The sequence below is a fragment of the Dryocola clanedunensis genome, assembly GCF_038405435.1.
GTDB lineage: Bacteria > Pseudomonadota > Gammaproteobacteria > Enterobacterales > Enterobacteriaceae > Dryocola > Dryocola clanedunensis_A.
The window spans coordinates 417101-439576 of record NZ_JBBYHZ010000004.1 but is presented as its reverse complement, the minus strand read 5'-3'; the positions used below and the strand labels follow the sequence as shown (position 1 = coordinate 439576).

The following is a 22476-nucleotide window of genomic DNA, read 5'->3' as shown; positions in this document are numbered from 1 at the left end:
GGAGTTATCGTTGAGCATCAAGCAGAACTCGTCCGTCGGTATCGTTGTAATTCTTGGCCTGCTGGCCATGTTGATGCCGCTGTCGATTGATATGTACCTGCCGGCGCTGCCGGTTATCGCCTCTGAATTTGGCGTGCCTGCGGGCAGCGCGCAAATGACGCTAAGTACTTACATACTTGGCTTTGCCATCGGCCAGCTGTTCTATGGCCCGATGGCTGACAGCATTGGGCGCAAGCCGGTGGTGCTGGGGGGGACGCTGGTGTTTGCCGCGGCGGCGATAGCCTGCGCGCTTTCCCAGACCATTGATCATCTGATCTTCATGCGCTTCCTGCACGGTTTATCCGCAGCGGCGGCAAGCGTGGTGATCAACGCGCTGATGCGCGATATCTATCCGAAAGAAGAGTTCTCCCGCATGATGTCGTTCGTCATGCTGATCACCACTATTGCTCCGCTGGTCGCGCCTATGGTGGGCGGTGCGGTGCTGGTGTGGTTCAGCTGGCACGCTATCTTCTGGATCCTGGCTATCGCGGCGCTGCTGGCTTCGGCGATGATTTTTTTCCTCATCCACGAAACGCTGCCCGTTGAGCATCGCCAGAAGTTCCATCTGCGCACCACAATCGGCAACTTCGCCACGCTGTTCCGCCACAAGCGCGTGCTGAGCTATATGCTGGCGAGCGGCTTCAGCTTTGCGGGGATGTTCTCGTTTTTAAGCGCCGGGCCGTTCGTTTACATTGAGCTTAACCATGTGGCGCCGCAGCACTTTGGCTACTACTTTGCGATTAATATCGTCTTCCTGTTTGTCATGACGATCATTAACAGTCGGTTCGTACGCCGCGTCGGCGCGCTCGCGATGTTCCGTACGGGGCTTTATGTGCAGTTCGCAATGGCCATCTGGCTGGTTATCAGCACCCAGTTTGACTTCGGTTTCTGGGCGCTGGTGCTGGGCGTTGCGGCGTTTGTCGGCTGTGTGTCGATGGTGTCGTCAAATGCGATGGCGGTCATTCTTGATGAGTTTCCCCATATGGCGGGTACGGCGTCGTCGCTGGCCGGAACGTTTCGTTTTGGCATCGGTGCGTTTACCGGAGCGCTACTCTCTGTCGCAACGTTCAGCACCGCATGGCCGATGATCTGGTCGATTGCCGTCTGCGCCACCTGTTCGATCCTCTTTTATCTCTACGCAAGCCGTCCCCGTAATAAAACATCGGCATAATCTGAAAGGGGCATAACGTATGCCCCTTTGTTAACTCACATCAACGAATTTTCCCCTCGCAGGCCTACAATTTGTTTATGGAATGTAAACGCCGCTGCAACAAAAAGTCACAGCATTGTAGTTAAAAAGGTTGAGTTAGATCCCAGAAAGCGTTACATATAGCGCCGAAACGCGTGCGCTGGCGCACAAAAAAGCGTCTGGAAGTTAAAATTAAACAAAAAACTACAGCGGATGTAAGCGGTTTACAGGTTGTTTACACGCATTTTAGCAACAATGTGTTAACCTTTATGTAAACTCTTTGAGCAATATATTGTATGAATTTTCCCGGGGACACGATTTTGAATACGTTACAGCTTTCTATCATTCATCGCCTACCGCAGAGCTATCGCTGGTCGGCGGGCTTTGCAGGTTCGAAAGTTGAACCGATTCCGCAAAACGCTCAGCAGGCTGAAAACTGCCTCATTGGCCTGAAACTGCTTAGCGAAGATGGCGAAGAGGCGTGGCCAATCATGCACAAACTTAGCCAGGCGTTAAGCGATATCGAAGTCGCCTGCTCGGTGGTGGAATGTGAAGGTGAACCCTGCCTGTTTGTTGACCGTCAGGACGAACCCGCAGCAACCTGCCGACTGAAGAACTTTGGCGTCGCCATCGCAGAATCTTTCTCCAGCGCTAATCCTTTCTGACGCCCCGGCTTCAGGCCAGCGTCAGTAGCTGGCGGGTGTATTCTGCCTGCGGCGCGGCAAAGACCTTCTGACACTCTCCCTGCTCGACCACCTCCCCCTGCCGAAGCACGATCACCTGATGACACAGCGATTTCACTACCTTCAAATCGTGGCTGATGAAGATATAAGCCAGCCGATGCTTTTCCTGTAATGACTTAAGCAGCGCCAGAATTTGCGCCTGGACGGATCTGTCCAGCGACGAGGTGGGCTCATCGAGAACGATCAGCTGGGGCTGAAGGATCAGCGCCCGGGCGATGGCGATACGCTGCCGCTGGCCGCCTGAAAATTCCGCCGGGTAACGGTGGCGGGTTTCGGGATCGAGACCTACCTCCGCCATTGCCGCAACGACCCGTTTCTCGCGTTCGGCCGCGCTGAGATCCGGGTGATGCACGCGCAGCCCTTCCTCAATAATTTGCAGCACGTCCAGACGCGGGTTTAGCGCTGAATTAGGATCCTGAAACACCACCTGAATACGGTGGCGCAGCGGCAGGAGCTTTTTGCGGTTCAGATCGTGCAGAGGATGGCCGTCAAACCAGATGGTGCCTCTGGAGTGGATCAGCCGCAGCAGCGCCAGGCCGGTAGTACTTTTCCCCGATCCGGATTCACCAACCAGACCGACGCATTCCCCTGGCCTCAGCGTAAAACTCAGCCCTTTAATGCCGTAATGATAGCCGACCGTTTTCTTTAGCAGCCCGCGGCGGATGGGGAAGGCCACTTCCAGAGAGTCAACTTTTAACAACGGCGGCAGGCTTGCATCCAGAGGCCACGGCTCGCCGCTGGGTTCTGCTGCCAGCAGCTGTTGCGTATAAGCATGCTGGGGTGACTGGAGCAGAGCAGCGGCTTTGTTCTGCTCCACGCACTTACCGTTGCGCATCACGGCGATAGTATTCGCGAGCTGCCTGACGATGCTGAGGTTGTGGGTGATAAAAAGCAGGCCCATGTTCAGCTCCTGCTTCAGCTCTTTCAGCAGCTGTAATATTTGCGCCTGAACGGTGACGTCCAGCGCGGTCGTTGGCTCATCGGCAATCAGCAGCTCCGGGCGCGTCAGCAGCGCCATGGCAATCATGACGCGCTGGCGCTCACCGCCGGAGAGCTGATGCGGAAAATCCTTCAGGCGTGAGGCCGCATTACGGATCCCCACCCGGTCCAGGCAGGTCAGCATTTCCGCCCTGGCGGCTTCGCGACGCATGCCACGGTGTAACGACAGCACTTCATAGAGCTGTTTTTCGATGCTGTGCAGCGGATTAAGCGACACCATCGGCTCCTGGAAAATCATGGCGATTTTATTTCCGCGAATTCCCCGCAGCGTGCGTTCCGGCGCCTTTAACAGTTCCTGTCCTTTAAAATAGATCTCCCCGCCGGGATAGACGGCGGGCGGCGAGGGCAGCAGGCGCAGCACGGAAAGCGCCGTCACGCTTTTGCCTGAACCGGATTCACCGACCAGCGCCAGCGTCTCTCCGGCCTCTATTTGCAGTGAAAGATCGTCAACCACCAGACGGGTTTCCGCCCCCTGGCGGAAGGCGATGGAGAGGTTATTAATGGAAAGCAGAGGGGTAGTCATGTCAGCGCGCCTTACTCGGGTCAAAGGCGTCACGCACCGCTTCGCCAATAAATATCAATAACGTTAACAGGATGGACAGATACACAAAGGCGGTAATGCCCAGCCACGGTGCCTGCAGGTTATTTTTGCCCTGCAGCAACAGTTCGCCCAGCGACGGCGAGCCCAGCGGCAGGCCGAAGCCCAGGAAATCCAGCGACGTCAGCGTGGTTATCGAACCGCAGAGAATAAACGGTAAAAAAGTCAGGGTGGCGACCATGGCGTTCGGCAGCATGTGGCGGGTGATGATTGCGCCGTCGCTGACGCCCATCGCCTGGGCGGCGCGAATATAGTCAAAATTACGGGTGCGCAGGAATTCAGCGCGCACGACGCCCACAAGGCTCATCCAGCCGAACAGCACCGTGATGCCCAGCAGCCACCAGAAGCTGGGCTGGACCACGCTCGACAGCAGGATAATAAGAAACAGAGTCGGCATGCCCGACCACACTTCGATAAAGCGCTGCCCCCAAAGGTCGACCCGCCCGCCGTAATAGCCCTGTACCGCCCCGGCCAGCACGCCAATCACGCTTGAGAAGAGCGTCAGCATCAGGCCAAACAAGATGGAGATGCGCGTGCCGTACAGCAGCCGCGCCAGCACGTCGCCGCCGTTTGCATCGGTACCCAGCCAGTTTTGAGCGCTCGGTGGGGAGGGGAAGGGAACGGGAGTGGCATAGTTAATAGCGTGCGCGCCAAAGCGAATCGGCGCCCAGAGCGTCCAGCCATCCCGGCTCAGATGTTCGGCAAGCCACGGATCCTGGTAATCCGCCGCGGTCGCCAGCGGGCCGCCAAAGTCGCTTTCGCTGTAGTTAACCAGCGCCGGGAAGAAGAAACGATCCTGATAGTGCACCACCAGCGGCCGATCGTTGGCCACCAGCTCGGAGCAGAGGCTAAGGGCAAACAGAATGGCGAAGATCCACAGCGACCAGTAGCCCCGGCGGTTCTGGCGAAAGCGCGCCCAGCGAGCCTGGTTAATCGGGCTTAAACGGCTCATCCTCGCCCCTCAAAATCGATACGCGGGTCAACAAAGGTATAGGTGATATCGCTGAGGATATTCAGCAGCAGGCCAATCAGCGTAAAGATATAGAGCGTGCCGAACATTACCGGATAGTCCCGGGAAATAGTGGAGTCATAGCCCAGCAGGCCGAGCCCGTTTAACGAGAAGATCACCTCGATAAGCACCGAGCCGGTGAAAAACATGCTGATAAACGTGGCCGGAAACCCGGCAATCACCAGCAGCATGGCGTTACGGAAAACGTGGCGATAAAGGATTTTTTTCTCATCCAGCCCTTTGGCCCGTGCGGTGACCACGTACTGCTTGCGGATCTCGTCCAGAAACGAGTTTTTGGTCAGCATCGTTAACGTGGCGAATCCGCCCACAACGGTTGCCAGCACCGGCAGCGTAATGTGCCACAGATAATCAGTGATTTTTCCATACCACGGCAGGGTATCGAAATTGGTGGAGACCAGGCCACGCAGCGGGAACCAGTCCAGATAGCTGCCGCCCGCGAACAGCACAATCAGCAGAATGGCAAACAAGAATGCCGGGATGGCATAACCGATGATGATTAGGGTGCTGCTCCAGACGTCGAAGTGGCTGCCGTTGCTGATGGCCTTGCGGATGCCCAGCGGAATCGACACCAGATAGATAATCAGCGTGCTCCACAGGCCGAGGGATATCGACACCGGCAGGCTCTCTTTGATGAGGTGCAGCACCGAAGCGCTGCGGAACAGGCTGTCGCCAAAATCAAAGCGCACGTAGTCCCCGAGCATTTTGAAATAGCGCTCGTGCAGCGGTTTATCGAAGCCGTAGCGATGGGTTATTTCCGCGATGACCTCCGGGTCCAGCCCGCGCGCGCCGCGGTACTGGTTATCTGTGGCGTTAGCCACCCCCACCCTGGCGTGGCCGCTGCCCATAGCGTCCGTGCTGACGCCCGGCATCCCGGAGCCGTGGCCGAACTGGATCGCGGCTATTGCCTGATCCACCGGGCCGCCCGGCGCAATCTGCACGATAAAAAAGTTGATGGTGATTATCGCCCACAGGGTCGGGACGATCAGCAGCAGCCGTCTTAATAGATAATTTCCCACAATACCCCTCAGCGCCGCTGTGCCGGCAGCTGCGCGGCCTTGTTGACGTCATACCACCAGGTATCGAATCCCGACGTGTAGAGCGGGTGTACTGCCGGTTTTGAGAATTTGTTCCACCAGGCGAAACGGTCGGCGGTCATGTACCACATAGGGATCATATAGAAGTTCCATGTCAGCACGCGATCCAGCGCCCGGCCCAGCGGCAGCAGCTTTTTCTGGTCGCCCTGGTTGGCGATGATCTGCGCGACAAGCCTGTCGATGACCGGGCTTTTTACCCCCGGCGCGTTGTATGTTGAATCCACATATTCAGAAGCCCAGGAGATTTGCACGTCGGTGCTCGGGTAGGGCATGGCGCTGTAGAGCGTCGGCATCATGTCGTAATCCCTGTTGCGCAGGCGGTTGGTCAGCTGGGAGTTATCTACCTGGCGAATCTCCATTGCGATCCCGAGTCGCTCAAGATTGTGCTGGAATGGCAATACCCACTGGGTGTTGCCCGTCGTGCCAATCAAAAGTTCAAAGGTGAAGGGTTTGCCGGTTTTGGTATTGACCAGCTTCTGGTTTTTCAGCTCCCAGCCCGCCTCTTTTAACAGATTCAGCGCCTTTAGCAGGTTGTCGCGATCAAAACCGTCCCCTTTGGATTTCGGGGGAGTGTAGATGGTTGTAAACACCTCGGGAGGCAGATCTTTTTTCATCGGGGCAAGCAGGGTCAGCTCGTCGGCGTCCGGGTAGCCGCGCGCCGCATACTCCGTATTCTGGAAGTAGCTGTCGGCGCGGCTGTAGGCACCGTAGAACAGCGCCTTATTCATCCATTCAAAATCGAAGGCCATCCCGACCGCCTCGCGGACTCTGCGGTCGGCGAAGAGGGGGCGCTGAATATTATACGCCAGCCAGCGCGCGTCCTGGGCGGCATCGTTTTTCACTTCTTCTTTGACGATAAAATGATTTGCGAAATTTTTGCCGATATAGCGGGTTGCCCAGTTTTTAGCCGAGCTCTCGGCACGGAAATCAAAGGCCCCGGCCTTGAACGCCTCAAAGGCGACGTTATCGTCGAGGTAGTAGTCGTAGCGAATGGAGTCGAAGTTCCAGCGCCCACGGTTAACCGGCAGATTCGCCGCCCAGTAGTCCTTCACCCGCGAATAGGTGATGTACTGGCCCATGCGCCAGGCGGTGATTTTATAGGGGCCGCTGGCAAGCGGTGGCCTCGAAAGCGGATCGCTGAGCTTATGATTTTTCCAGAACTTTTCCGGGAAAACAGGAAGGGAAAACAGGCCGAGCATCCGCTCTTTGCTCGGCTGTGCCAGCTCAATACGAACCGTCAGCGGGGCGATGGCTTTCACCTTTGCCCCTTTGTAGATGAGCCGGAACTGCGGCACCCCTTCGGTCATAAATTTATTAAAGGTGAAGGCAACGTCTTTGGCGGTAATGGGTGAACCGTCGTGAAAGCGGGCGAGGGGATTGATTTCGATTTCGGCCCAGGCAAAGTTGTCCGGATAGCGCGCCATCTCGCCGACCAGCGGATAGTAGCTTCCGGGCTCGTCGTCCGAGGTGGTAAACAGGGAGTCATACAGCGTATCGGTGCGGATACCTGGGTTGCCGCGCAGCGCGTAGCGGTTGAAGTTATCAAAGGTGCCAATTGCCGACAGCGTGATGTTTCCGCCCTTAGGGGCGGCCGGGTTCACGTAATCGAAATGGGTGAAGTTAATGGCATACTTTGGCTCGCCGAGCACGGCAAAGGAGTAGCTCTCTTTGATGTTCTCCGCCAGGCTCTGGACGGCAAACAGGCTGAGGCAAAGTAACAGGACGGCGCGCGCAAACATCAATCTGGTCAATCCTTTTAACACCATGATGCTAAATCATAAGTTAGACGGCGTGGATTGTGAAATTAATGCGCGTTTTTCAGCAATCGGTGGTCGTGTCCGGCCTGATGCCAGCTGATGAGCTGCTGTAACGTCAGCGGGCGGCTGAAGTAATAGCCCTGCAGATAATTCACGCCCCGGTCAATTAGCCATTTGGCCTGCTCCGGCGTTTCGACGCCTTCTGCGACCGTTGCCATATTCAGGCGCCTTGCCAGCGTCAGCACGGCGTCCAGCACCGGCGCGGTGACCGTCTCCATGCCTATAGAATTAACAAAGCCACGGTCAATTTTCAGATATTCAAGGGTGAAGCGTTCCAGATAGATAAGCGCGCTGTGCCCGGTGCCGAAGTCATCCACCGCCAGCTCAAAGCCCTGCTCGTGCAGCCAGGCGAAAATCCCCATCGCCTCCTTTTCCTTCAGCATATCGCGCTCGGTGATTTCAAAAACGATCTGGAAGTGGTGCGGCGGCAGCGAGGCGGCAAAATTAAGAATGTCTTCTTTAAATGACGGGGCGTGAAGATGGCTGGGGGCGAGATTGATGCCCAGCTTTGCACCCGGCGGGAAGATGTTTTGCAGTTCCTGCGCATCGCGAGCAACAAGCGCAAAGAGATGGCGGGTCAGCGGGACGATAAGCTGCTGGGCTTCGGCAAAGGCGATAAAGGCATCCGGCGGGATCATCCCGGCGGTTGGGTGCTCCCAGCGCATCAGCGCCTCGATGCCCTGCATCTCTAACCCTTCAGCATCAACAACCGGCTGATATACCACGTGGAACTGCTCGCGCTTGATGCCCATCAGGATCTCTTTTCCCGGCCGCATACGCACGGAGAGGAAATAGCAGCACATCACGCCGCTCAGCAGACCAAAAATCAGTCCCGCCAGAATAGAGAGCTGGATATCTGCCGACGGCCAGGCGGTGCCGTAGATATAAATGCTGAGCGGGTAGTCTTTCAGACTGGCGATGCGGGTAGGATCCGGCGGGAGCGAAGCGGTGGGCAGCGCCTCAGGAGAGAGAGTGCTCAACGCTTTGTCTCCTGCCACAATCGCCATCGACATGACCTGGCTCTGACGTGCCGTAAACAGCAGGTAGGGGGTCAGGTTGACGTTCAGCGTGGTGAATATCCCGCGCCCCTCGACGAGGGGATTTTTAAACCAGGCCGCAATGGTCGGTTTTCCCGGCATCATCGGCGTGCCGCTCATGATCGACAGGTCGATTTTTTTATTTAAATCGATGTCGGGCACCAGCTCTTTCATCGTCATGCGCATTGAGCCGGTGGCGGATGAACAATAGGCGATGCCGTTATTAATCAGCAGAAACGCGCGGACGTTGACATTGAAGGCAGCCCTTGAGGTGAGTTCCCCGGTGACCAGCCCGCAGTCAGCTACGGTCAGCGGCTGAATGCCTTCTGCGGTAGCGGAAAGGTCGTGAAAGAAACTTCTGAGGTAGCCTCGAATGTCCTTTGCCAGCACGTCGTAGCTGGCCTCGCGCTTGTTATGCAGAACAAGGCTGGTTATTCCGCCAAAGAGCAAAGCGCTCAGCAGGGCAAATAAAATGCTGAAGGAAGCAATTTGCCGTGGGCTGGAAAAATAGCGCACAAAAATTTTTTTTGAAGGCATCGGTGAAATGTTCCTGCTGACGCAAGAGACGCATGGTTTATATGAGATTTTTTCTGACTATAGCGCAAAAGGCACCGGTGAGTCATATAGTTTCGCCAGGAAACAATAGTTTATATGAATGAATGGAGCGCACGGCGGGGAGGGGGACGCAGCAGGGCCGGGAAACAAAAAACGCTGCCGGGGCAGCGTTTCATTCGTTTGTCTCGTCTCGTCAGGCAGCCAAGGGAATTAACTGCGAGAACGATTAGCTACGGCTTAAGACACGACGCGCTTCGTTATAGCGCTTATTCCAGTAGGGCTCGTCCATGTTGGAGATCATCACTCCGTTGCTGGTGGAAGCATGAACAAACTGGTTGTTACCAATATAAATGCCAACGTGGCGGCCCGTAGAGCCTGCACGGAACAGCACTAAATCGCCGGTGCGAAGTTTGCTGCGCGACACGGATTTCCCCGTATCCTGCTGTTCAGAGGTTGAACGTGGCAACTCTAAACCGAACTGGTCACGGAAAGTTCGCTGCACAAAAGCGGAACAGTCGATGCCTTTTTTGGTGCTGCCACCCAGGCGGTAACGCACGCCTTTCCAGCTGGCATATTGATCCATAAGACGTGACTTCACATCTACATTACGGACCATCTCTTCGAATTCATCCTGAGAGGCTTGCAGTAAAAAACCATCTTTATTGCTGACTGCATGCGTCTCAGAATGCATATTTGCGGTGTTAGTCGAACTACATGCTGACAGCATTACTGCCACAGCAACGGCGGGGATAGCCCGCAAGATATATCTCAAGATAGGCTGAGATTTGACCATTTTGTTTATTATCCCTTGATGTCCTTAACGATACGAATCGTTATACAAAATTACCAACGTGACGAGACTAATTAGCTGTGCGCTTTGAGACAATTACTACTGAACAAAAATGTGGCTTGACGCACATTTTAATTCACAAGGGAATAATTGGGTTGCCAGCGCAAAACGTATTCGAGATTACCCCATTGAATCAGGCATGGCGAGTGCTTTTGCCACTTTTTTTATAAGAATTTGTGATGTTATAAGAAGAAAATTCAATTTGCATAAATGTTAGCCAAATGTGCCGTTAAAATGCGCAGATTCTTAATTTCACAGGGGAAAAAGAAAGGTTAAATTATGTTCAAAAAGGCGGGTGGGTTAAAAAACCATCAGGGATCCTTTAGGGATCCCTGATGGTTTGCGTTATGTCATGTTTAATTAGTGTTACGCAATTGTTTTGTTTTTGCCGGGGAGATAGCGGTCAAGGAGGTTAATTAACCCATCGCTGAGTGGGGTTAATAGCGCCCAGGGCAGGCCAACCAGCGCGATTGAAAGCGACCCGACATACACATCGGTAAACCAGTGTGCGCCGATCATTATGCGCGGCGAGGCAAAAACAAAGAAAATAAGCAGCGCAATAAAGAACGCTTTTTGACCAAAATAACGCAGGACGAAGCCGGTAAAAATAAGCAGCATTAAACCGTGATCGCCGGGGAAACTATCTTTTGAGGCGTCTTTAGTCGGGAAATGCAGCAGTTCGCTCACCCGGTGAATATCCGGGAAATAGAGCGTGGGGCTGACGTGCGATACCGGGATCAGGTGGCCCAACTGGTTAATGATCACGGCGCACAGCAGCATTACGACGCCCATGATCACCAGACGACGACGCCCTTTCGGGGTTTCATGCCACCAGAACCAGGAGAACAGCGCGCCCATGGCAAGCAGGGAGATACCGTCAAACACGCGGTTGTTGGTAACGGCCAGCAGCACAACGTAGGCGTGGCTATTAACCAATCCATTATTGAAGAAATGGAATATGCCGGCGTCCAGGCTAAACCAGAATCCGTGGTTTTCAGGCAGGTACCAGCTAAAGAACAGCGCCAGGCCTAGTGCGTTGAGCAATAAAATCAGGGGTAAGCGTATTTTCATCATGCGTGTTTTCAAAATCTTATATCGACTCGGGAGGGTAGACTCACGAACTTAAACGTAGCCTCAACAGCGCGCTTTGCAAGGCGTTCCAGTCCGTATCCTTGTCATTGATCAATTCGATACGGCTGTCGGGGGGCGAAACGTTCTGCGTTTCAATATGCAGGTCTTCCCCCTGGCGATTGATGCGAACCAGCCCCTCGGCAATGCGCAGCACGCCTTTCACCCGGCTGACCGGTGCCTGGCGGGCCCATTCCAGAATACCCACGGTATCGAAAACGGTCTCCGCATCAAAAATCCAGCCGCAGGCAACGTATCCCTGACCGCTATTGATGCTGCGTCTCCAGCGCTGGTGGCCGGGAAGATTCAGCGCGGCCAGGCCACGGGTGGCCGCGTGGGTATGGCTATGCTCCGGGCTGGCCGGAAGCTCCCTCAGGTTCTGACGAGGATTATCCAGCAGATTGATATCAATCATGCCATTTTGCGCGGGGATAATTTCACGCCCGCTGGCGAACTCTTCCCGCCACCGGGCAAGCGCCAGCTGGCTCTCGTCGCTGGCACGGTCGCTTTTATTGGCGATGATGATATCCGCTGCGGCAAGCTGGTCGCGGAAGTTGTCATTATTGGTGCTGCGCTCGTCGAGCAGCTGGCGCGCATCCAGCAGACAGAGCGTCGCACGCAGGTCAAGCCAGGGCTGATAAACCTCGGCGGTCAGCATATCAAGGATCTGTTTTGGATGGCCCAGGCCGGTTGGCTCAATAAGCAGACGATCCGGTTTACCCTGGCGCAGCAGCGTATTAAGCCCAACCTGCATAGGCAGCCCGTTCACGCAGCACATGCAGCCGCCTGGGATCTCTTTAAGCAGCGCGCCGCTGTCGGCAAGCAGGGCACCATCTATGCCTACTTCGCCAAACTCATTGACCAGCACGGCCCATTTTTCATCGGCGGGCTTGCGGGCCAGCAGATGCAGGATGGTGGTGGTTTTCCCGCTGCCGAGAAAACCGGTAATCAGATTGGTTTTGGTCACAGTTGCTCCGGGGGGCGTTGAGAACAGCCAGTATCCTGAACAACATTTGCGAAAAAAAGAAGTATAAAAACGGCCCGCGGCGGAACAGGGCCGTATTAAGGGCATGGATCGTTAACTACAGCAGGTTAGCCACCGCCTGTTTTGCGCCGTTACTACGCAGTTCCTCCCAGGCGGCGCTGACGCGCTGCACAAAGCGCTCGTCTTTGGGAAGATCGTTACCAAAAATTTCGCTCAGGCTCAGCAGGGCGGCAACGCGTTCAGTTTCTGAACTTTGCTCTACCAGATCTTTGATTTTCTGCGCCAGCGGGTCACGGATATCAATGGCGTTACCGGAATCATCTACGCCGCTGACGTAGCGCATCCAGCCCGCAATTCCTAAAGCCAGACAGGGCCACTCATCGCCGTTTTGCAGATGCCAGCGTACGCTTTCCAGCATACGCTGCGGAAGCTTCTGGCTGCCGTCCATGGCGATTTGCCAGGTGCGGTGCTGCAGGGCGGGGTTAGCGAAGCGCTCAAGAAGGCTGCTGGCATACTGCCCGAGGTCAACACCTTTGACGCGCAGGGTGGGAGCCTGCTCATGCATCATCAGCTGATGGGCGGCACGTTTGAAATGCTCATCGGCCATGCAGTCATTAATATGCTGGTAGCCCGCCAGATAGCCGAGGTACGCCAGGAAGGAGTGGCTGCCGTTGAGCATGCGCAGCTTCATCTGCTCCCATGGCATCACGTCGTCCACCATCTCCACGCCGGCCACTTCCCACTCCGGGCGTCCGGCTACGAAATTATCTTCAATTACCCACTGGATAAACGGCTCGCCTGAAATCGCGCAGGGATCTTCCACGCCCAGCACGTCCGTAATTTCCTGCAAAGATTCTGCCGTGGCGGCGGGCACGATGCGGTCAACCATCGTGCTTGGGAAGGTCACGAACTCGCGTACCCAGTCGGCCAGCGGCTGGCTGCGCTTTTCCGCCATGCCGATGACGGCGTTTCGCACTACGTGACCGTTGTCCGGGATGTTATCGCAGGAGAGAACGGTAAACGGAGGCAGGCCGCGTTCACGGCGGCGGTTAAGCGCCTCCACCAGAATGCCGGGGGCAGAGTGAGGTTCAGCAGGGTTTTGCAGGTCGTGCATGATGCGTTCGTTAGCGGCGTCCAGCTTGCCCGTTGCCGGATCGATGCAGTAGCCCTTTTCCGTCACGGTCAGGGAGACAATAGCGACCTGCGGCTCGCAGAATTTTTCTATAATTGCTTCCATGCCGTCGAGCTTTGCGTTCAGGCATTCGTTAACCGCGCCGACGATAATCGCCTGGTTGCCGTCCGGCCCTTTCTCCAGCACGGTATAAAGGTGATCCTGCGCGCGCAGGGCGCTCATCAGCTTATCGCCGCTAAACAGGCTGATCTCGCAGATCCCCCAGTCACCGCCCTGAGCGTTGAGAACCCGGTCGGTAAGCAGCGCCTGGTGCGCCCGGTGAAACGCGCCGAAGCCGAAATGGACGATGCGGGTTTTAAGGGCCCGGCGATCGTAGCCCGGCTGTCGGACGCCTTCGGGCAGGGTGACGGAAGCAATTGTATTCATAAATGCAAATCCTGATTAACGTAATGATAACAATTGCAGTCTAAAGTTATATGACAGCAAATTAAATTGGTGTGCTGCCTTTATCCCTTTAATGTGAGCTCGATCAACCAATGCTGCGCTGTAAATTGACGATTTACCGCTTTGCGGTATGGTAGTCGTCATACAGAACGGCTTAAATTGGTATGACATCTTTTAACTGAGGAACTGGCAATGGAACAAACCTGGCGTTGGTATGGCCCGAAAGACCCTGTATCACTGGACGACGTGCGCCAGGCGGGCGCGACCGGCGTGGTCACCGCTTTGCACCACATCCCAAACGGCGAAGTGTGGCCGGTGGCGGAAATCAAACGGCGCCAGGCTGAGCTTGCGGAAAAAGGGCTGACCTGGTCCGTTGTTGAAAGCATTCCTGTTCACGAAGAGATAAAGACCCACAGCGGCGACTATGACAAGCACATCGCCAGCTATCAGCAGAGCATCCGCAACCTGGCTGAATGCGGCATCGATACCGTCTGCTACAACTTTATGCCTATTCTGGACTGGACGCGTACCGACCTGGAGTACGAGCTGCCGGACGGCTCCCGCGCGCTGCGTTTTGACCAGATTGCCTTCGCGGCGTTTGAACTGCACATCCTGAAGCGCAAAGGCGCCGAGGCAGACTACAGCGAAGAGGAGCAGCGCCAGGCGCAAGACTACTTCAATAACATGTCCGAAGCCGAAGTTGAGAAGCTGACCCGCAACATCATCGCGGGGCTGCCGGGAGCGGAAGAGGGCTACACGCTGGATCAGTTCCGCGCCCGCCTTGCGGAATACGACGGCATTAACAAAGAGCAGCTGCGTGAAAACATGGCGTATTTCCTGCGCGCTATTGTAGCCGTGGCTGATGAAGTGGGCGTACGCCTGGCCGTGCATCCGGACGATCCGCCGCGCCCAATTCTCGGCCTGCCGCGCATTGTCTCTACCATCGAAGATATGCAGTGGCTGAAAGAGACCGTAGACAGCATCAACAATGGCTTCACCATGTGTACCGGCTCCTACGGCGTGCGCGCGGATAACGACCTGGTCCGCATGATAGAAACATTCGGCGACCGCATTCACTTCACCCACCTGCGCGCCACCTGCCGTGAAGATAACCCAAAAACCTTCCATGAAGGCGCGCACCTGCAGGGCGATGTGGATATGGTTGCGGTAGTGAAGGCGATTCTGACGGAAGAGCAGCGCCGTAAAGCGAGCGGTGATTTACGCCCGATTCCGATGCGCCCCGATCACGGCCACCAGATGCTGGACGATCTGCACAAGAAAACAAACCCGGGCTATTCGGCGATTGGCCGCCTGAAAGGGCTGGCAGAGGTGCGCGGCGTAGAGCTGGCGCTGAAGCAGATTATGTTCCCGGACCTGCTGAAATAAGCTGAACGGAGATAAAAAAACGCGCCTGAAGGCGCGTTTTTTTTGGTCGCAGGCCGGATAAGCCTGCGCCATCCGACATTTTAATTAATCAGCACGGCCCATAGAGCGCTTCTCAGCGATATGAATGCGGATCTTCTCGCCGGTGACCATGTATTCCGGCACCTGAATCACCAGGCCGGTGGACATAGTGGCGGGCTTGGTGCGGGAGCTTGCTGACGCGCCTTTGATGCCAGGGGCGGTTTCAACGATTTCCAGATCCACGGTCTGCGGCAGCTCCAGCGCCAGCAGCTGGCCGTCCCAGGTCAGCACCTGCATGTCAGGCATGCCGCCTTCCGGGATGAACTGCAGCTCATCTTCGATCTGGTCTTTGGTGAAGATGTACGGCGTGTAATCTTCTTTATCCATGAACACGTATTCGTTGCCGTCGATATAAGAGAAATCAACGAAACGACGGGTCAGGGTAATGGTATCGACGATATCGTCACCTTTGAAACGCTCTTCTACCTTCTGCCCGGTACGGACGTCGGAAAAACGCATCTTATAAAGGGTAGCCGCGCCGCGTGCGCTCGGTGACTGGATATCGATATCTTTAACAATCAGCAGCTTGCCGTTGTGGTTAAGGACCATACCCTTTTTGATTTCGTTAGCTCTTGCCATCGGTGTTTCCTGTAAAATTTGAGAGGCGAAAATATTGCGACAAATTACTCGCGAGGGGCAGTTCAGGCAAGCGGATTTCATCGCTGGTGAGACAAAGTATAAATGTGCGTAGTAAAGGCGGAGCGGGGCTGCTACAGTCCGCTCACTTAGCCAGCCCACCGGAGTATTGCTGATGGACTGTCGTCCTGATTGCGGCGCCTGCTGCACCGCACCTTCCGTATCCAGCCCGATACCCGGCATGCCCAACGGCAAACCGGCAAATACTCCCTGCGTTCAGCTCGGCGACGATATGCGCTGCAAAATCTTTCTTTCGCCGCTGAGGCCAAAGGTTTGCGCCAGCCTGCAGGCCAGCCGCGAAATGTGCGGCACAACGCGCGTGCAGGCGATGGACTATCTTATCTGGCTTGAGGCCGCAACGGCCCCCTAAACGTCTTTGATGCGCAGCAGGCAGTAAGCCGTAATGACTACCATGCCCAGCGCAATAAAGAACACGGTGTGATAGCTCCAGATTTCAGCCACCACTCCGGCCATTGAGCCGGCGATTATCCAGCCCACGCGCGTGGTGTTGGTATACAGCGTAGTGGCCGCGCCCGCCTGTCCCGGCATCAAATCCTGGAAGTAGAGCATGCCAATCCCAGCCAGAATGCCGATGAAAATCGCGTTCAGCAGCTGTAGCCCCAGCAGCATCATCTCGTTGTGCAGCGTCAGCATGCCGATATAGAACAGCAGGCCCGCGACCAGCGAGATACGCATCAGGAAGCGTTTACCAAAGCGTTTTGCGTAGTAGCCCGCAATCAGCATGGTGGGGATTTCAAGGCCCGCCGCCGTTCCCATCATCACCCCCGCCAGCTTCTCCGGCAGATGCAGTTCGTTAATGATATAGAGCGGCATATTAATGATGTACAGGCTGTTGCAGCCCCACATCATGGTGCAGGCCACGAACAGCAGCAGCGCGTCGCGGCGGTTGCGGCGAGGGGCTTCCAGCTTACCGGTCGCCGCAACGGGCGCTTTACGCATCGACGGCAGGAACAGCCAGACCATCAGGCTGCACACCACAAAGGCAAAGGCGGCGCTCAGGTACATGGTGGTGAAGCCAAAGCCCAGCGCCAGCGCGTAGGCGATTGGCGGGCCGATAACCCAGGCCAGGGAAACCTGCGCGCGTAAAATCGAGCTGAACATCACGGCTTCGCGGCCGGTGCGGTCAGCGTGCTCGCGGGCCAGGGCGAACATCTGCGGGTTCGCGGTAGAGCCGAAGCTGCTCAGGAACACCCCAACGAACAGTAAAACAAAGTAGTTGCGGTTCCATGCAAACAGCAGGCAGGCCAGCGCGCCCAGCAGGCAGCAGACAAAAATCAGCGCCTTGCGATCCCCTTTACGGTCCGAACGTCCCGCCAGGAACTGGCTGACCAGAATGCCGATAACCGCGCTGCCGGTAAAAAAGAAGCCAACCAGCGCCGGACGGACGTGGACTTCCGTCGTCAGAAACAGGCTCAGGGTAGGCGTTTGCAGCGCGCCTGCAATACCGGTTAAAAAAGCTACAATCAAGAAGGCGGATGACGTCAGATCGAGGGGCTTGCGGGCCGCGGCTACTGGGGTGTTTTGCATGGGGTCAGGGTCGTTGATGAGTGAACGCGCGGAGTTTACGCGCCTTGTGAGCGAATAAACAGCGCTTCAAATCAAAAGGGACACAAAAAGTCAAAACGGCGTTCTGAATAAGTTTTGCTAAAGCTGAAGTTTGCTGAAGCTTAAAAGAAAGCCGGGCTTTATTTCAGCTCTGACGTTTTGGTGAGCATAAAAATGTGCGTAACCTCAAAATTCCAGTAAACAAATCGCAACAGTGCTTGCCTGATTTGCGGGAAATACACACACTCATTGAAACGTTTCAGCGTCGTCTTGTTGCCATTGTCACACCAGAGGGCGCTTTTTTTCTCATAACAGCTGAATCGTTTCAATTCAGCAGAAGAGAGGATCCATGTTCCAGTTATCTGTTCAGGACATCCATCCTGGCCAAAGCGCCGGGAGTAAAGAAGAGGCCATCCGTCAGGTTGCCGCTGCACTTGTGCAGGCGGGTAACGTGGCCGAAGGCTACGTCGACGGCATGCTTGCGCGCGAGCAGCAGACCGCAACCTATCTGGGCAACGGCATCGCCATCCCGCACGGCACTACCGATACGCGCGACCTGGTGCTGAAAACCGGCGTTCAGGTCTTCCAGTTCCCGCAGGGCATTGAGTGGGCGGAAGGGCAGAAAGCCTATGTGGCAATCGGTATTGCCGCCAGCTCCGACGAACACCTGGGGCTGCTGCGCCAGCTGACGCACGTATTAAGCGATGACGCCGTTGCTGAACAGCTGCGCACCGCAACGACCGCAGAAGAAGTGCGTGCCCTGCTGATGGGTGAAAAACAGAGCGCCGCGCTGCTGTTTGACAACTCCCTGCTGGCGCTGGACGTCACCGCAAGTGACCTGATGACGCTTCAGGCGCTGAACGCTGGCCGCATCAAACAGGCTGGCGCGGCGGATGCCTCCTTTGTCAGCAACGTCGTTTCCAACAGGCCGCTGAATCTCGGTCAGGGTATCTGGCTGAGCGACAGCACCGAAGGCAACCTTGGCAGCGCGGTGGCTATCAGCCGTCCGTCCGCTGCTTTTGAAGCGGAAGGCGAGCCGGTCTCCATGCTGATGACCGTAGCCGTCGCCGACGAACAGCCGCTACAGGTACTGAATCGCCTTAGCGATCTGCTGATCAACAATAAAGCAGAGCACCTGCTGAACGCGGATGCACCGACTTTGCTGACGCTGCTGACCAGCGATGCCGCACCGGCTGAAAACGTGCTGACGGAAGAGTTCACCATCCGCAACGAACACGGCCTGCATGCCCGTCCGGGTACAATGCTGGTGAATACCATCAAGCAGTTCAGCAGTGATATCACCGTGACCAATCTCGACGGTTCCGGTAAACCCGCTAACGGCCGCAGCCTGATGAAGGTTGTCGCGCTGGGCGTGAAAAAAGGCCACCGTCTGCGCTTTACCGCCCAGGGCGATGACGCACAACAGGCATTACAGGCTATCGGCGAAGCTATCGCCGCCGGTCTGGGCGAGGGGGCCGCATGACCAGACGTGTCGCAACAATTACGCTGAACCCGGCCTATGACCTGGTTGGCTACACCCCGGAAGTTGAACGCGGTGAAGTGAACCTCGTTCGCACGACCGGCCTGCACGCTGCCGGAAAAGGCATCAACGTCGCCAAAGTCCTTAAGGACCTGGGCATTGACGTCACCGTGGGCGGTTTCCTGGGCAAAGACAACCAGGACGGCTTTCAGCAGCTGTTCAGCGAGCTGGGCATCGCCAACCGTTTTCAGGTGGTGCAGGGCCGTACCCGCATCAACGTCAAGCTGACCGAGAAAGACGGCGAAGTCACCGACTTCAACTTCTCCGGCTTTGAAGTAACGCCGTCCGACTGGGAGCGCTTCGTTGCCGATTCCCTGAGCTGGCTGGGCCAGTTCGATATGGTCTGCGTCAGCGGCAGCCTGCCTGCGGGCGTAACGCCGGAAGCGTTCACCGACTGGATGACCCGTCTGCGCAGCCAGTGTCCGTGCATCATCTTTGACAGCAGCCGTGAGGCGCTGGTAGCCGGGCTGAAGGCCGCGCCGTGGCTGGTCAAACCAAACCGCCGCGAGCTGGAAATCTGGGCTGGCCGCAAGCTTCCTGAAATGAAAGACGTGATCGAAGCCGCGCACGCCCTGCGCGAGCAGGGCATTGCACACGTTGTTATCTCCCTGGGTGCCGAAGGCGCGCTGTGGGTGAACGCGTCGGGCGAGTGGATTGCGAAACCGCCTGCCTGCGAAGTTGTCAGCACCGTGGGCGCCGGGGATTCCATGGTTGGCGGCCTGATTTACGGCCTGCTGATGCGTGAATCCAGCGAGCATACCCTGCGCCTGGCCACGGCCGTTGCGGCGCTGGCGGTGAGCCAGAGCAACGTTGGCATTACGGATCGCACCCAGCTGGCCGCCATGATGGCCCGCGTCGATCTGCAACCCTTTAACTAACGGCAGGAGAGGAACAATGAAAACGCTGCTGATTATCGATCCTACGCTTGGCCAGGCGCGCGCTTACCTCGCGAAAACCCTGCTGAGCGCTGCGGCTTCGAAAGCGCATCTGACTATTATCGACAACCCGAACGAGGCCGAACTGGCTATCGTGGTGGGCACCGCCATCCCGGCAGATACCGCCCTGAACGGCAAAAATGTCTTCCTGGGCGATATCGACCGTGCGGTGCTGCACCCTGAGCTGTTCCTGAGCGAAGCAAAAGGCAAAGCCAAACCTTATACCGCCCCTGTTGCCGCTGCGGCACCGGCTGCGGCGGCAAAAGGCCCGAAACGCATTGTGGCGGTAACTGCCTGCCCAACTGGCGTAGCGCACACCTTTATGGCTGCGGAAGCCATCGAAACCGAAGCGAAAAAACGCGGCTGGTGGGTGAAGGTGGAAACGCGTGGCTCCGTAGGTGCGGGCAATGCCATAACGCCGGAAGAGGTGGCCGAGGCCGATCTGGTGATCGTGGCGGCTGACATCGAAGTGGATCTGGCGAAGTTTGCCGGCAAGCCGATGTACCGTACTTCCACCGGCCTTGCGCTGAAGAAAACGGCCCAGGAGCTGGATAAGGCGCAGACCGAAGCGACTATCTTTGAAGCCAAAGGCCAGAGCGCGGCTTCTGCAAAAGAAGGCAAGAAAGAGGGGGCCGGGGCATACCGTCACCTGCTGACCGGCGTTTCTTACATGCTGCCGATGGTTGTTGCGGGCGGCCTGTGCATCGCGCTCTCCTTCGCCTTTGGTATCGAAGCGTTTAAAGAGCCGGGCACGCTGGCCGCTGCGCTGATGCAGATCGGCGGCGGCTCCGCCTTTGCGCTGATGGTGCCGGTACTGGCGGGTTACATTGCGTTCTCCATCGCTGACCGTCCCGGCCTGACGCCGGGTCTTATCGGCGGTATGCTGGCCGTCAGCACCGGCGCGGGTTTCATCGGCGGGATCATTGCCGGTTTCCTTGCGGGCTACGTGGCGAAAGCGATCAGCACTAAGCTGAAGCTGCCGCCAAGCATGGAGGCATTGAAGCCGATCCTGATCATTCCGCTGATTTCCAGCCTGGTTGTTGGCCTGGCGATGATCTACCTGATCGGTACGCCGGTTGCGAAAATCCTCGAAGGCCTGACCCACTGGCTGCAGACCATGGGCACCGCAAACGCGGTTCTGCTTGGCGCGATCCTCGGCGGTATGATGTGTACCGACATGGGCGGCCCGGTGAACAAAGCGGCTTACGCTTTCGGCGTTGGCCTGCTGAGCACCCAGACCTACGCACCAATGGCGGCCATCATGGCGGCAGGTATGGTGCCACCGCTGGCGCTGGGCCTGGCGACGCTGGTTGCCCGTCGTAAGTTCGCTAAGTCCGAGCAGGAAGGCGGCAAAGCGGCGCTGGTGCTGGGCCTGTGCTTCATCACCGAAGGGGCGATTCCGTTCGCGGCCCGTGACCCGATGCGCGTTCTGCCCTGCTGTATCGTGGGCGGTGCGGTAACAGGCGCTATCTCCATGGCGGTTGGCGCGAAGCTGATGGCGCCGCACGGTGGCCTGTTCGTCCTGCTGATCCCTGGCGCGATTACGCCGGTGCTGGGCTATCTGATTGCGATTGTGGCGGGTACGCTGCTGGCAGGTTTGTCTTACGCCTTCCTGAAGCGCCCGGACGCCGAGCTGGCTGTTAAAACAGCTTAATATCCGTAAAATCAAGCAGTTCATCTGAACGCCTCCGGGGAAAACCGGGGGCGTTTTCACTTTCCATTTCTGGCAAGCCCCGCTTACAACGCCATTTGTTACCTGAATGTTGCCAAATGAACCAGTTGGTTCAAAGATTAAAGCTCTCCCACTGGGTTCCCGAGGAAAGTATGCAGCGTTCAATAGCCACCGTTTGTCTTGCCGGTACGTTACCTGAAAAACTTCACGCGATAGCCCGCGCGGGCTTTAGCGGCGTGGAAATCTTTGAGCCGGATCTCCAGGCCTGGCAGGGAAGCACGCGTGATATTGCGAAGCTCGCCAGCAGCCTGGGCTTACAGATCCTGCTGTACCAGCCGTTTCGTAACTTCGAGGGAGTGCCGGATGCGCAGCTGGCGGAAAACCTCGAGCGGGCGCGCAGAACGTTCGAGACGATGAATCAGCTGGGCTGCGAAAAGCTATTGCTGTGCAGCAACGTAGACGAGCAGTGCGACGCGAGCCGGGATAAGCAGATTAGCGACCTGGGAAAAATAGCGGAGCTTGCCCGCCAGCACGGCGTGAAAGTGGGCTATGAGGCGCTGGCCTGGGGCAGGCATGTCAACCGCTATCAGCAGTCGTGGGACCGGGTAAAAGCCGTTAACAGCGCGTCTTTGGGGATAGTGCTGGACAGCTTCCACGTGCTGGCGCTGGGGGATGAACTCAACCTGACAAACATCCCGCTGGAGAAGATCTTTTTTGTGCAGCTGGCCGACGCGCCGCGCAAGGACCTGGAAGTGCTGGAATGGAGCCTTCACTACCGCTGCGTGCCGGGCATGGGCGATCTGCCCGTGCTGGAGTTTGCCAGAACTCTGGTGGACAAAGGCTATCGCGGGCCGTGGTCGCTGGAGATTTTTAACGATGAGTATCAGCTGGCGGAGCCGGGCAGAATTGCTGAAGCAGGGTTTGAGTCGCTGCGGTGGCTCGAAGAGAATTTAAGCGAGCGGCTAGTGAAGTTTGCCTGAAAGGTACCGGCGGATGACGCTGGCGCTTATCCGCCCTACGAGA

General features: G+C 56.7%; 19 protein-coding genes. 8 read left to right on the top strand and 11 right to left on the bottom strand.

Translation table 11 applies throughout. The annotated features are described in order from the left end of the window. Positions 1–10: 10 nt before the first annotated feature. Positions 11–1210: a Bcr/CflA family multidrug efflux MFS transporter gene (locus AAE045_RS12580; RefSeq protein ID WP_455548017.1), complete on the top strand. Its 1200-nt coding sequence runs from the start codon at positions 11–13 to the stop codon at positions 1208–1210. Between the two features lie 338 nt (positions 1211–1548). Then, a complete protein-coding gene (locus tag AAE045_RS12575; protein ID WP_455548016.1) occupies positions 1549–1893 on the top strand; it encodes a YejG family protein in 345 nt (114 codons plus the stop codon). A 10-nt stretch (positions 1894–1903) separates the two neighbouring features. Here the strand turns inward: AAE045_RS12575 and yejF are convergent, their stop codons facing one another. From yejF to AAE045_RS12530, 9 genes are all read right to left on the bottom strand, one after another. Continuing rightward, the gene (gene yejF / locus AAE045_RS12570) at positions 1904–3493 is read right to left on the bottom strand and encodes a microcin C ABC transporter ATP-binding protein YejF (protein WP_455548015.1); all 1590 of its coding nucleotides are present in this window, start codon (positions 3491–3493) and stop codon (positions 1904–1906) included. Between the two features lies 1 nt (position 3494). Beyond that, the gene (locus AAE045_RS12565) at positions 3495–4520 is read right to left on the bottom strand and encodes a microcin C ABC transporter permease (RefSeq protein ID WP_455548014.1); all 1026 of its coding nucleotides are present in this window, start codon (positions 4518–4520) and stop codon (positions 3495–3497) included. Further along, positions 4517–5614: a microcin C ABC transporter permease YejB gene (locus AAE045_RS12560; RefSeq protein ID WP_455548013.1), complete on the bottom strand. Its 1098-nt coding sequence runs from the start codon at positions 5612–5614 to the stop codon at positions 4517–4519. The genes AAE045_RS12565 and AAE045_RS12560 overlap by 4 nt, the downstream gene beginning before the upstream one ends. A gap of 8 nt (positions 5615–5622) precedes the next feature. Then, the gene (locus tag AAE045_RS12555) at positions 5623–7431 is read right to left on the bottom strand and encodes an extracellular solute-binding protein (RefSeq protein ID WP_455548012.1); all 1809 of its coding nucleotides are present in this window, start codon (positions 7429–7431) and stop codon (positions 5623–5625) included. Between the two features lie 65 nt (positions 7432–7496). Next, positions 7497–9083: a cyclic di-GMP phosphodiesterase gene (locus tag AAE045_RS12550; protein WP_455548011.1), complete on the bottom strand. Its 1587-nt coding sequence runs from the start codon at positions 9081–9083 to the stop codon at positions 7497–7499. Between the two features lie 244 nt (positions 9084–9327). Further along, positions 9328–9894: a bifunctional murein DD-endopeptidase/murein LD-carboxypeptidase gene (mepS, locus tag AAE045_RS12545; RefSeq protein WP_455548010.1), complete on the bottom strand. Its 567-nt coding sequence runs from the start codon at positions 9892–9894 to the stop codon at positions 9328–9330. A 423-nt stretch (positions 9895–10317) separates the two neighbouring features. Then, complete coding sequence (locus AAE045_RS12540) at positions 10318–11022, bottom strand: phosphatase PAP2 family protein (RefSeq protein ID WP_455548065.1); 705 nt, start codon at positions 11020–11022, stop codon at positions 10318–10320. Positions 11023–11065: 43 nt separating this feature from the next. Continuing rightward, the gene (locus AAE045_RS12535) at positions 11066–12046 is read right to left on the bottom strand and encodes a CobW family GTP-binding protein (protein WP_455548009.1); all 981 of its coding nucleotides are present in this window, start codon (positions 12044–12046) and stop codon (positions 11066–11068) included. 115 nt (positions 12047–12161) lie between these two features. Beyond that, complete coding sequence (locus AAE045_RS12530) at positions 12162–13622, bottom strand: mannitol dehydrogenase family protein (RefSeq protein ID WP_455548008.1); 1461 nt, start codon at positions 13620–13622, stop codon at positions 12162–12164. Positions 13623–13832: 210 nt separating this feature from the next. Between AAE045_RS12530 and uxuA the strand changes: the two genes are divergently transcribed. Continuing rightward, entirely contained in the window at positions 13833–15026 is a 1194-nt protein-coding gene (uxuA, locus tag AAE045_RS12525) for a mannonate dehydratase (protein WP_455548007.1), read from the top strand. 84 nt (positions 15027–15110) lie between these two features. Here the strand turns inward: uxuA and yeiP are convergent, their stop codons facing one another. After that, complete coding sequence (gene yeiP / locus AAE045_RS12520; protein WP_271129273.1) at positions 15111–15683, bottom strand: elongation factor P-like protein YeiP; 573 nt, start codon at positions 15681–15683, stop codon at positions 15111–15113. Between the two features lie 172 nt (positions 15684–15855). Between yeiP and AAE045_RS12515 the strand changes: the two genes are divergently transcribed. Further along, the gene (locus AAE045_RS12515; RefSeq protein ID WP_455548006.1) at positions 15856–16110 is read left to right on the top strand and encodes a YkgJ family cysteine cluster protein; all 255 of its coding nucleotides are present in this window, start codon (positions 15856–15858) and stop codon (positions 16108–16110) included. Here AAE045_RS12515 and setB read toward each other — a convergent pair. After that, entirely contained in the window at positions 16107–17288 is a 1182-nt protein-coding gene (setB, locus tag AAE045_RS12510; RefSeq protein ID WP_455548005.1) for a sugar efflux transporter SetB, read from the bottom strand. The genes AAE045_RS12515 and setB overlap by 4 nt on opposite strands. A gap of 367 nt (positions 17289–17655) precedes the next feature. Between setB and fruB the strand changes: the two genes are divergently transcribed. The 4 genes from fruB to AAE045_RS12490 all read left to right on the top strand — a co-directional run bounded on the left by fruB (position 17656) and on the right by AAE045_RS12490 (position 22433). After that, positions 17656–18789 (top strand): fused PTS fructose transporter subunit IIA/HPr protein, encoded by a 1134-nt coding sequence (gene fruB, locus AAE045_RS12505; RefSeq protein WP_455548004.1) that lies wholly within the window; start codon positions 17656–17658, stop codon positions 18787–18789. Next, complete coding sequence (fruK, locus tag AAE045_RS12500; protein WP_202302960.1) at positions 18786–19724, top strand: 1-phosphofructokinase; 939 nt, start codon at positions 18786–18788, stop codon at positions 19722–19724. The genes fruB and fruK overlap by 4 nt, the downstream gene beginning before the upstream one ends. Before the next feature lie 16 nt (positions 19725–19740). Further along, entirely contained in the window at positions 19741–21435 is a 1695-nt protein-coding gene (fruA, locus tag AAE045_RS12495) for a PTS fructose transporter subunit IIBC (RefSeq protein WP_455548003.1), read from the top strand. Positions 21436–21605: 170 nt separating this feature from the next. Then, on the top strand, positions 21606–22433 hold the full coding sequence (locus AAE045_RS12490) for a sugar phosphate isomerase/epimerase family protein (RefSeq protein WP_455548002.1): 828 nt from the start codon (positions 21606–21608) through the stop codon (positions 22431–22433). Positions 22434–22476 lie beyond the last annotated feature (43 nt).